This is a genomic window from Streptomyces sp. NPDC001514 (genome assembly GCF_053597075.1).
Map to the genome: position 1 here is coordinate 1 of NZ_JBSFHO010000071.1, position 9,609 is coordinate 9,609.

At 73.3% G+C, this 9,609-nt stretch carries 8 protein-coding genes; 4 read left to right on the forward strand and 4 right to left on the reverse strand.

Annotated elements, in window-relative coordinates:
- Window positions 1-86 precede the first annotated feature (86 nt).
- The 4 genes from ykgO to ACWCXB_RS36245 form a co-directional block, all read right to left on the reverse strand.
- Window positions 87-209, reverse strand: coding sequence for a type B 50S ribosomal protein L36 (ykgO, locus tag ACWCXB_RS36230; RefSeq protein ID WP_336554702.1), 123 nt, complete (start codon window positions 207-209; stop codon window positions 87-89).
- 78 nt (window positions 210-287) lie between these two features.
- Window positions 288-548, reverse strand: coding sequence for a type B 50S ribosomal protein L31 (locus ACWCXB_RS36235; RefSeq protein WP_450728703.1), 261 nt, complete (start codon window positions 546-548; stop codon window positions 288-290).
- Window positions 549-635: 87 nt separating this feature from the next.
- Window positions 636-800: a 50S ribosomal protein L33 gene (gene rpmG, locus ACWCXB_RS36240; protein ID WP_450728705.1), complete on the reverse strand. Its 165-nt coding sequence runs from the start codon at window positions 798-800 to the stop codon at window positions 636-638.
- 384 nt (window positions 801-1,184) lie between these two features.
- Window positions 1,185-2,495: a COG1470 family protein gene (locus tag ACWCXB_RS36245; RefSeq protein ID WP_450728707.1), complete on the reverse strand. Its 1,311-nt coding sequence runs from the start codon at window positions 2,493-2,495 to the stop codon at window positions 1,185-1,187.
- Window positions 2,496-2,695: 200 nt separating this feature from the next.
- Here ACWCXB_RS36245 and ACWCXB_RS36250 point away from each other — a divergent pair, with 200 nt between their 5' ends.
- The 4 genes from ACWCXB_RS36250 to ACWCXB_RS36265 all read left to right on the forward strand — a co-directional run bounded on the left by ACWCXB_RS36250 (window position 2,696) and on the right by ACWCXB_RS36265 (window position 9,570).
- Window positions 2,696-3,343 (forward strand): response regulator transcription factor, encoded by a 648-nt coding sequence (locus tag ACWCXB_RS36250; protein ID WP_450728709.1) that lies wholly within the window; start codon window positions 2,696-2,698, stop codon window positions 3,341-3,343.
- Between the two features lie 738 nt (window positions 3,344-4,081).
- Window positions 4,082-8,029 (forward strand): CARDB domain-containing protein, encoded by a 3,948-nt coding sequence (locus ACWCXB_RS36255; RefSeq protein ID WP_450728711.1) that lies wholly within the window; start codon window positions 4,082-4,084, stop codon window positions 8,027-8,029.
- Between the two features lie 6 nt (window positions 8,030-8,035).
- Window positions 8,036-8,701 (forward strand): DUF4255 domain-containing protein, encoded by a 666-nt coding sequence (locus ACWCXB_RS36260; RefSeq protein ID WP_450728713.1) that lies wholly within the window; start codon window positions 8,036-8,038, stop codon window positions 8,699-8,701.
- Window positions 8,701-9,570 (forward strand): hypothetical protein, encoded by an 870-nt coding sequence (locus ACWCXB_RS36265; RefSeq protein ID WP_450728715.1) that lies wholly within the window; start codon window positions 8,701-8,703, stop codon window positions 9,568-9,570. Before ACWCXB_RS36260 ends, ACWCXB_RS36265 begins: the two co-directional genes overlap by 1 nt.
- The last annotated feature ends 39 nt before the right edge of the window (window positions 9,571-9,609 follow it).

The following is a 9,609-nucleotide window of genomic DNA, read 5'->3' on the forward strand; positions in this document are numbered from 1 at the left end:
CCCTCGGGCCCCCCCCCCCCGCGCGCGGGCTGTGCCGGGCCGGGCGGGCGTGGTGTGCGGGGGGGCCCGGGCCCCGGCTCGCGCCGTCAGCCCTGACGGGCCTTGAAGCGCGGCTCCTTCTTGTTGAGGACGAACGTCGTCCCCCTGCGCCGCACGACCTGGGCACCAGGCCTGGCCTTCAGCGCGCGCAGTGACTTGCGCACCTTCATCGCTCCTCCTTCCCTCGCCCGCCGGGCGGCGTGGCACCCGACGTCCGAGATCCGCCCCCGCCGGTGGTCCGCCCCTGTTCAGCCCTTGGCCGCGCCCGCCCGGCCGTAGCGGCGCTCGAAGCGCTCGACACGGCCGGCGGTGTCCACCAGGCGAGAGGTCCCCGTGTAGAAGGGGTGGCTCGCCGAGGAGATCTCGACGTCGACCAGCGGGTAGGTGTTTCCGTCCTGCCAGTCGATCGTCTTGTCGGACCCAGCGGTCGAGCGCGTCAGGAACGCGACGTCCGCGGCACGGTCACGGAAGACGACCGGGCGGGAGACAGGGTGGATACGAGGCTTCACGGGTGGTGTCCTTCCTTGATGCCTTGATGCCTTGATGTCCTGAGGCCCGGATCGGTCCGGCTGGGACCGAGTGCGGAGCGCAGAGCTTCAGCGCTCTTCACGGAACAGCACGTGCTCGCCCGCCACCGGGTCGTACTTGCGCAGCACGAGCCGGTCGGGGTCGTTCAGCCGGCTCTTGCGGGTCACGTAGGTGTGGCCGGTCCCTGCCGTCGACCTGAGCGTCACGACAGGGCGCGTGTCGTTACGTGCCATCACTTTCCCCTTTCACCGGAGAACCGGGCGGATCATCCGGGCGGTCCGACCCGCGTTCACGGGAGTCGACAGGTGCAACCGAGCTATTGCTCATTACATTCCCGCGGTGCGCGCAGTACGTAGGCCGACCGATCGGCCGGCATGACTGAGCGGGTGCGGCGGTAGGGCGTGATCCGTTCGACGATCGGCGTCGGCCAGCGCAGGGAAGGTGCCGAAGCAGCTCTCCGTGCGGTAAACGGCCTCGGAGCTACAGCCGGAAGCCCTCGCCGCAGGGATCGGCATCCTCGAATGAGCATGCACTCTGGCCTGGGGGCGAGGGCTACGGCGGCTGTTTTTGCGGGCGCAGGCGGCGGCCGAAGCGTCCGGTTGGCGATCCCGGCCGTACTACTCCAGCGTGCCGCTGAAGAGGACCGCCGAGTGGCAGCGGTCGGGGGCCGGGCCGGAGGGCGGGCGGCCCACCGTGCGGCAGGCGAGGGTCACCGTGATCTTCTGCTTCGGGCCCGCCAGGATCGCCGATGCCCAGTGGAAGTCCTGCTCGCGGAAGTTCTCCAGCGCGGGAGCGAGGAGGGGCTTGTCGCCCACCGACAGCGTGATGGTGCCCGCGTCGCCCTGAGGGTTCTCCATGACCAGATCCGTCAGGCGCAGCACCTTGCCGTCCGGGACCGTGTACGTCGCCGCGGCGGTGCCGCCCGCCGGGGCTGACGGAGTCAGGCGGTGCGAGAACAGGGCGGCCTGCGGGAGCGGGGCCGGGCCTGTGCCCGGAGTGGCCGAGCCCGACGGGGACGGCGCCCCGCTGCCGCCCGGGCCCGGCTTGCCGCCGCCGGCACCCGCCGACGAGGCCTCCTTGGCCTCGTCCGCCGCCTCCTTCGCCTCGGCCGCCTTGGACTCCGCCGCTTCGACCGGGGCCTTCACCGCCTCCTTGGCAGCGCTGCGGACGACCGGGCGCAGCAACCCGAACCACAGCCCCGCCAGAACACCGAGGAGCACCAGTAGCGCGATCAGCAGCTTCAGCAGGCCCGCCGAGACGAGCGGACGCTGCAGCAGACTGCCGTCGAGCGGCTCCGGGGCCACCTCCGGCGCCCCCTCCGGGCCGGGGGACGGGGCCGCGATCACCTGGAAGACGTGCGGCACGGCCACCCCGCGCCACATCCACCTCTTCGGTTTGACGGGCAGCTTCACGAACGCCGCCCGCCCCGGCTCCACCACTGTGGGCCCGGAAGGCAGCCCGAACTTCAGCAGATCACCTTGATCCTTGCCCGAAAGGGCAACGGACAGGGGATAGTTGCCGCGGTTGTCCAACGCCACCTGGAATCGGGCACCGGTGCGGCCCTGACCCAGCCGCGGGGTCAGTTCCGCAGTGAAGTCGGCGTACGGGCGGATGTACAGGACGCCCTCGGGCACCGTGGCGTACTGCGGTTGCTCCTGTGGCAGCACCCGTACGCCATAGGTGAGTTCACCCGGCGGGACGGTGGTGTCCCGAGGCGGTCGGACCACCAGCTCCACCTGCCCGCCCGTGCCGGGGTTCAGGGACAGCGTCGCGGGCTCGACCACACTCCAGTCGGCGGCCGGACCCAGGACCTCGAAGCCGTAGGCCTCGACGACGTTTCCGCCGTTGCGGATTTCGAGCGGGATCCGGGCCTCCTCGCCGGGCAGCACCGAGGCGGGGGAGGCATCCAGATGAGCGGAAGTGGTCATGAGGGGACGGTAGGGACCCGGGCCGGAGGACTCCGCTCCCCTACGGACACACCTGGGGGCACGATGCGTTGCCCGTTGAGCCGGCGTGGAGTGGCTGCTGACTGCCCGGGTGTTCACTGGACGACCGGTGAGGAAGTGCCTGGTACGACAGGCGCCGCTCTCGCATGGCGTGGGGGCGCCGAACAGGGGGATGTCTGAACATGAGATACCAAGGAGAGAGCGGCGCGGAGCGTGTCCGGGTGCGGCTGATGGCCCAGGACCCGATCTCGCGCGCCGGGCTGGCGGGGCAGTTGAGGAACTGTCCCCAACTCCAGCTGCTGGGTGAGGAGGAGTACGACGGGCCGGCGGTGACCGTGGTGTCCGTGGACCGGATCGGGGAAACGGAGATGCAGACGTTGCGCCGTTTCCAGCGAGAGGGTGGATGCGGCACCGTGCTCGTGGCCACCGAGATCGACGATGCGGGGCTCGTCGCCGCCGCCGAATGCGGAGTGCTGGGTGTCGTCCGGCGCGCCGAGGCGTCCACGGAACGGCTGGTGCAGGTCATCACGGCGGCGGCGAGCGGCGAGGGCAGCGTGCCTGCCGACCTGCTGGGGCGGCTGCTGGACCAGGTGGGGCGGCTGCAGCGGCAGGTGCTGGATCCGCGCGGCCTTGCGTTCACCGGGCTGGCACCTCGCGAGGTCGACGTGCTGCGGCTGGTCGCGGAGGGCAGCGACACCGCGGAGATCGCGCGGACACTGGCCTTCTCGGAGCGTACGGTCAAGAACATCCTCCATGACGTGACGACGCGGCTCCAGCTGCGCAACCGTTCGCACGCCGTGGCGTACGCGATGCGGCAGGGCTTCATCTGATCCGGCCCGGACCGGGCCCGCACGAAGGTGAGCGCGGGCCCGCCGGGCCGGGCCTGGGCCGGAACGGGCCCCGGGCCGCCCAGGGCCTGGGCGCAGCCGGCCTGCGCCGGACGGCGAGCTCCGTGCTCTCTCGCGACAGGGTCCGGTGGTCCGTGCGTGGTGAGCCCGGCGGCGTCCGGTGGCGGGTCCGGCGTCCGCGCGCCGGTGGGTGGTGTCCAGGTGCGGGGCAAGCCCGCAGCCCCTGGTGGTGTCCAGGCGCGGGGCAAGCCCGCAGCCCCTGGTGGTGTCCAGGCGTGGGGCAAGCCCGCAGCCTCTGCACGCCCTTCGGGCGGGTCCTCAATCTCCCCGTATGCGTCCCGCGGGCTTGGGGGCCCCGGACGGGCTCACAGCGAGTCGGTGGGGGTACCCCATGGCTCCGCCGGGGGTACGGGGTCCGGGGCCGCAGCCCCGCCGCAGTCGCCCCGAGCCGCCGGACACGGGCTCGTTCGCGCTGAGCCCAGACGCGCTGCCTCTTAGGGCAGTCGGGGCTACCCCGACCGGTGCCCCTTCTCGGGGTGCCTGTGGGGTGCGCTTCGGGACAGGGTTGTTCTGAGGAGGGCTGTCCGGATGCTGTCGGCACCGTCCCGGGGGCGCCCCGGGAGGCGCGGGGGAAACGTCCGGCGGATGCGCGTGCTTGAAGGTGTTTTCCGCTCCGTCCGGGGGCGTCGAGGGCTGGGTCTGCTGCTCGCCATGGTGCTCGTGAGTGCGACACCTGCCGCGGGCCCCGCCGTCACGGCTGCCGAACCCCCGCCCACGCGGGCCGTCGACGAACTCCCGCCCGACCCGGGCCGGATCGCGTACATCGGCGACGGCCCCCATCGCAGCGTGGCCACGATCGGCCCGCGCGGCGCCCTGACGTCACTGCTGCCGCCCGGCGCGGCGGGCAACGACTGCCAGGCATCGGCACGCGGCGACGACATGGTCTGGGTCAGCGACCGCAGCGGCACGGGGGAGGGGCTGTTCCGGCGCACCGGCGACGGGCCGGTGACCCCGGTCGTGCAACTGGACGGCGGGCGGCTGGCCGATCCCGTGCTGTCCCCGGACCGGCGTTGGATCGCCTTCGTGTCGTGGGAGAACGACGACGGCGAGGGCAGCCGCACGTCGGCCGATCGCTGCGACGACTCCCGCGGCCGGTCCGGCGGCGCGCAGCCCTCCGTGTGGGTCGTCCGTACGGACGGCACCGGGCTGCGCGAGGCCGTCAGGAACGCGGACTGGGCCGACTGGTCCCCGGACGGCACCGAGTTCGTCTTCACACGGGACGAGCGGGCCTATCGCACGACCGTGGCCGCGGGCGGTGCAGAGGTCCCGGTCTCGTACGGGGAGACTCCCGCGGCCAAGCCGGTCTGGGAGCCCGCGGTCCCGGGCGGAAGGGACCGGATCGCGTACGTCACCCGCACCGGCCAGGGTGAGCAGGCGCTCGCAACGGTCCCCGCGGCCGGCCGCGGGGAGACGCCGGCCGACATCCTGGCGGTCGGGGAGCGCTACCAGTACGCACGACACGGCGCCGCATGGAAGCCCGACGGCAAGGAGCTGGTGTTCCTGTCCGGTGAGCCGTACGTCGTCGACGCCAGGGCCGAAGCCTGCGGCACCTGCCGGGGCACGCCGCTGTTCGACCCCGACGACGTGGTGCTGTACGAGACCGAGAACGTCGGCTGGTACAGCCCGGCCGGGGGCCGGCCCGTCGTCCTGGTGTCCGGGAAGGATCCCGAGGACTTCAACATCGAGAGCCAGCGGGCCGCCGTGCCCCTGGACCGGCTCGAACTGCGGGCCGCACAGGGCGAGGAGAGCGCCCTGTCCGACCCCGCGTACGCGCCGGACGGGCGCAGGATGGCCTTCGTACGGACCACTGGGCGGCCGGAAGCACCGGACACCGAGCGGATCCTCGTGGGGGATGAGCTCGGGCTGGCCCGGGCGGTGCCGCTCCGGTACGAGGGCATGGGCGAGGGGGAACACCAGTCGCGGCCGGCCTGGTCCCCCGACGGCACCAAGCTGGCCTTCGCCCGGTCGGCGCCTCCCGACCCCGACATCCCGGATCCGGCTGCGGAGATCGTGGTCGTGGACATCTCCCGGGGACCGCAGGACGGACGGCTGCTCCACGTGGTGCCGGAGCGGACGAGGCCCGGCTACGTGTGCTACTCGGACGATCGCGACCCGACCTGGTCACCGGACGGCGGCAAGCTCGCCTTCTCGCGGTGGAGTTACTGCTGGTCGAGGATCAACGCGGCTCCGGGGGAACCGCTGAAGGCGCCGGCCTCGGGTGGCGCCAGGATCGCCATCGACGACAGCAGCGGCGGTACGTCGGACGGCGGCGGGCCTCCTGTTGACGACGGGCCGCCCTCGGACGACGGCGCCGGAACCTCCGACGGTCCCGTCCGCCCCCAGGGTGACACCCGCGACCGCCACATCTGGACCGCCGAGGCGAAGCCGGGCGGCGGCGTGCAGTTCGACGTTTCCGCCGCGCAGTGCGGCAGCCCCGACTGCCGCGTGGTCGACGTACGGCCCGCCTACCGGCCCGGCACCGGCAGCATCGCCTTCGTCCGCCAGACCGCCGTTCCCAGCGAGCCCCTCCTGCGCGCTGCACCCGTCTCGGGGTACGAAGGGCCGCGGATGGTGCTGGAGGTGGGCGACGACGGCACCCGCTGCCGGGGGCTCGTGCCCTTCGGCGACGCATGCCCTCTCGCCGTGCCCGCGCCCGACGGCGACGGGCCGGGCTACGACATGCCGGACAACCCCGCCTGGTCGCCCGACGGCCAACGGCTGGCCGTCGATGTGGTGGTGTCCGGCTGGGACTCGGTGACCGACCGCCGGATCCGGGTGGTCAACCCGGCCGACGGCGGGGGAGAGACGCTGCCCGGCAAGCTCTACAACGGGCAGCAGCAGCCCACCTGGAAGCCGAGCTCCGACCTCCGGGTCCACCTCACCACAACCGACTCGCCGCTGATGCTGGGCGACACCGGCACGGTCGTCCTCGTCGTGTGGAACTACGGCGTCGCCGACTCGCCCCGAACCAGGGTCCGCGTCAAGCTGCCGACCGGACTGGACTTCGTCGCGCCGTCCGCCCCAGAGGGTGCTTGCGCGGCCGATCCGGCCGACGCCCGGCAACTGGTGTGCGACGTGGGCGGGCTGAAGTCCGGCACCAAGGTGCGGATCGAGCTGCACGTGAAGGGCGTGGCACCGGGTGCACAGACGATCGCGGCGACCGCGGAGGGCGGGCTGACCGACCATCAGCCGCAGGACAACACCGACGAGCTGGTGGTCCAGGTCGTGGTCCCGGACCTGGCGGTAACCGCCACGGCCACGCCGCCGGTCATCAAGATCCGCGAGGGGTCGACCGTCGAGTTCACGGTCCGCAACGCCGGCACCGCGACCGCCGGGAACGCCCGGCTCACGCTGACCGTTCCGCCCGGCCTCACGCTCGTGTCCGGCACGGAATGCCCGGCCGCGGGCTGCGACCTGGGCAGCATCGCTCCCGGCGCGGAGAAGAAGGTCACCCTCGTCTACACGGCCGGGAACGCCTTCTCCGGGACGATCGAGGGCAGGGTGACCGCGACCACGCGGGACATCAACCCCGACAACGACCGCGCGTCGGTGGACCTGACGGTCGTCGACCCCCGGCTGCCCGACCCGGCGGTCACCGTGACCGCGACGCCCTCCCGGATACTGACCGGTGACCGCTCGACCGTCGTCTACACCGTACGGAACCTCGGCGACGCCCCCGCGAAGTCGGTGCTGCTGACTCCCGTACTGCCGAGCGGGCTGACCGTCGTCACCGCCGCACCCGCCTGCCCCGCCACCGGCTGCACCCTCGGGGACCTGGCGCCAGGAGCCACGGTGACCGTGACCCGGGTGGTGACTGCGAGTAACGCCCTGCGCGGGTCCGTCGCCGGTACGGTCACCACTCCCGGCCCCGACACCAACCCGGGGAACAACTCCGCCTCGGCGCCGCTGACCGTGGACGAGCGGCCGCCGCCCCCGCGGCGCTCCGCGGATCCGTCCGTGTCGGTGACCGCCGGGCCGCGCACCGCGTACTCGGGTGGCCGGATGACCGCCGAGGTGACCGTCCGTAACGGCGGGCCGGTCACCGCGACCGGGCTGACGCTGAAGGTCGTCGTGCCGCCCGGGCTCCGGGTCGTGTCGGTGTCCCGGCCGCCGTGCCTGACCGCGGACGGCTGCGGGCTCGGGAACCTGGCGCCCGCGGCCCGCACCACCGTACGGCTGCAGCTGGCGGCGGACCGGGCGCTGACCGGGGCGATCACGGCGACGGTCACGACAACGGGCTCGGACAGCAACCCCGCCAACAACACGGCGAGCGCACCGCTGACCGTGCGCCAACCCGTGCTCCGGCTCAACCCCGAGCTGGGACCGCCCGGTGCGGTCACCCAGGCCCGCGGCAGTTCCTTCCCGCCCGGGGCCACGGTCCTGCTGCGCTGGAGCGAGGGCGTGACGGCGTCGTCCGCGCCGGTGGTGGTCGGGTCGGACGGAACCTTCTCGGCCCCGGTGCTCGTACTCGTACAGGACGCGCTGGGGCCGCGGCACCTGAGGGCGACGCACGACGCAGTGCCCGTGCCGCTGTTCCGCGCAGTGAAGGCCGAGTACCTGGTGGTGCCCGGAGTGCTGCAGCCGTCCGACTTCCAGTGGCGCAGGTGACCGGACATGATCCATGAAGTGGACGAGGCACTGCGCGACCTGGTGCGAGGGGAGGCGCTGGGGGAGGGCGCGGACGTCGAGGTCGTCTTCGACGCGCCCACCCGGGAGTGGGCTGCCCGGCGCAACACCCCTACCGTGAACCTGTACCTGTACGACATCCGCGAGGACCTGCGGCGACGCTCGCGCGGACGGCAGAACATCTACGACGAGCAGGGCCGGGTCACGGCCCGGACCCTGCCGCCGCGCTACTTCAAACTCTCGTACCTGATCAGCGCATGGACACAGCGGCCGGAGGACGAACACCGGCTCCTGTCCGCCCTGTTGGCGTGCTTTCTGCGGCACGACGCACTGCCGGGCGGGCGGCTGGGGCCCGAGTTGACGGCGACCGGGCTGCCGGTGCCGGTGTCGATCGCGCTGCCACCCCCGGAGGACCGGGCCTTCGCAGACGTGTGGTCGGCGCTGGGAGGGGAGCTGAAGCCTTCACTCGACGTGGTGGTGAGCACGCCGGTCACCACGGCACCGGTCTACCCGGCGGGGCCACCGGTGGAGGAGGGGCTGGCGGTCGACCTGTCGGACGTCCATGCGCCGGCCGCGCCCCCGGCATCCGTACCGGTCCCGGCGCCGCGTGGCCCGCGACGCACCCGCCGCCCCGGCGACCGGACGGGAGCCTGATGGACCATCTGCTGGGGCGGCTCGGGATCGTCGAGGCGCGGGTACGCCGGGCCGTGCAGGCACGACGGGCCGTGGACCCGGAGGCGGACGACCCCTTCCGGGGCCTGTACCTGTCGGAGGACGCGGTCCTGCGGATCCTGGACGAACCGGAGACCGTGCCATGGCCGGACGACCCGGTGGACGTACCCGACCGGGAGGCCCTTGAGCGGGCTGCCGAGTCCTCCAGGCTGACCGCGCTCCAACGGAACTTCGGCCTGACGCCGCTGGATGTGGAGCTGCTGCTGATCGCGCTGGCACCGGACCTCGACCGCCGCTTCGAGCAGCTCTACGGCTACCTCAACGACGACGTGACGCGCCGGCGCCCGACGATCGGGCTGGCCCTGGGCCTGTGCAGGGTGGCCGCGGTCTCGGCCGGGGCGCGGGCCCGGCTGGCGGCCGACGCACCGCTGGTGGAGCGTGGCCTGCTGCTCGTGGAGGAGCCGGAACGACCCTTCCTGGGCCGGTCGTTGCGGGTCCCGGACCGGGTCGCCAGCCATCTGCTGGGCGATGACGCGATGGACCCGGTGCTGGTGGACGTGATGCGCCCGGTGCGGTCCGGGACCCTGCCCGAGGGGGTCCTGGGCGATCTGCCGGGGCGGCTCGCCGAGGCCGTACGGGACGCGATCTCTCCGGTGTATCTACGGGAGCCCGCGGGCGGCACCGCGCAGGAGCTGGCCGCCGAGGCCCTGGCCGGGGCGGGACGCACGGCGTTCGCCCTCGACCTGGCGCGGCTGGCCCGGCAGGCCGGTCCCGAGGCGCTGGTCAGGGCGGCCGGCCGGGAGGCCGAGCTTGCAGGGGCGGGCCAGATCGCCGCCCCGGTGGAGGCGTAGGCGGAGCGGCTGGATCTGCTGCGGGCCCTGGCCCCGCTG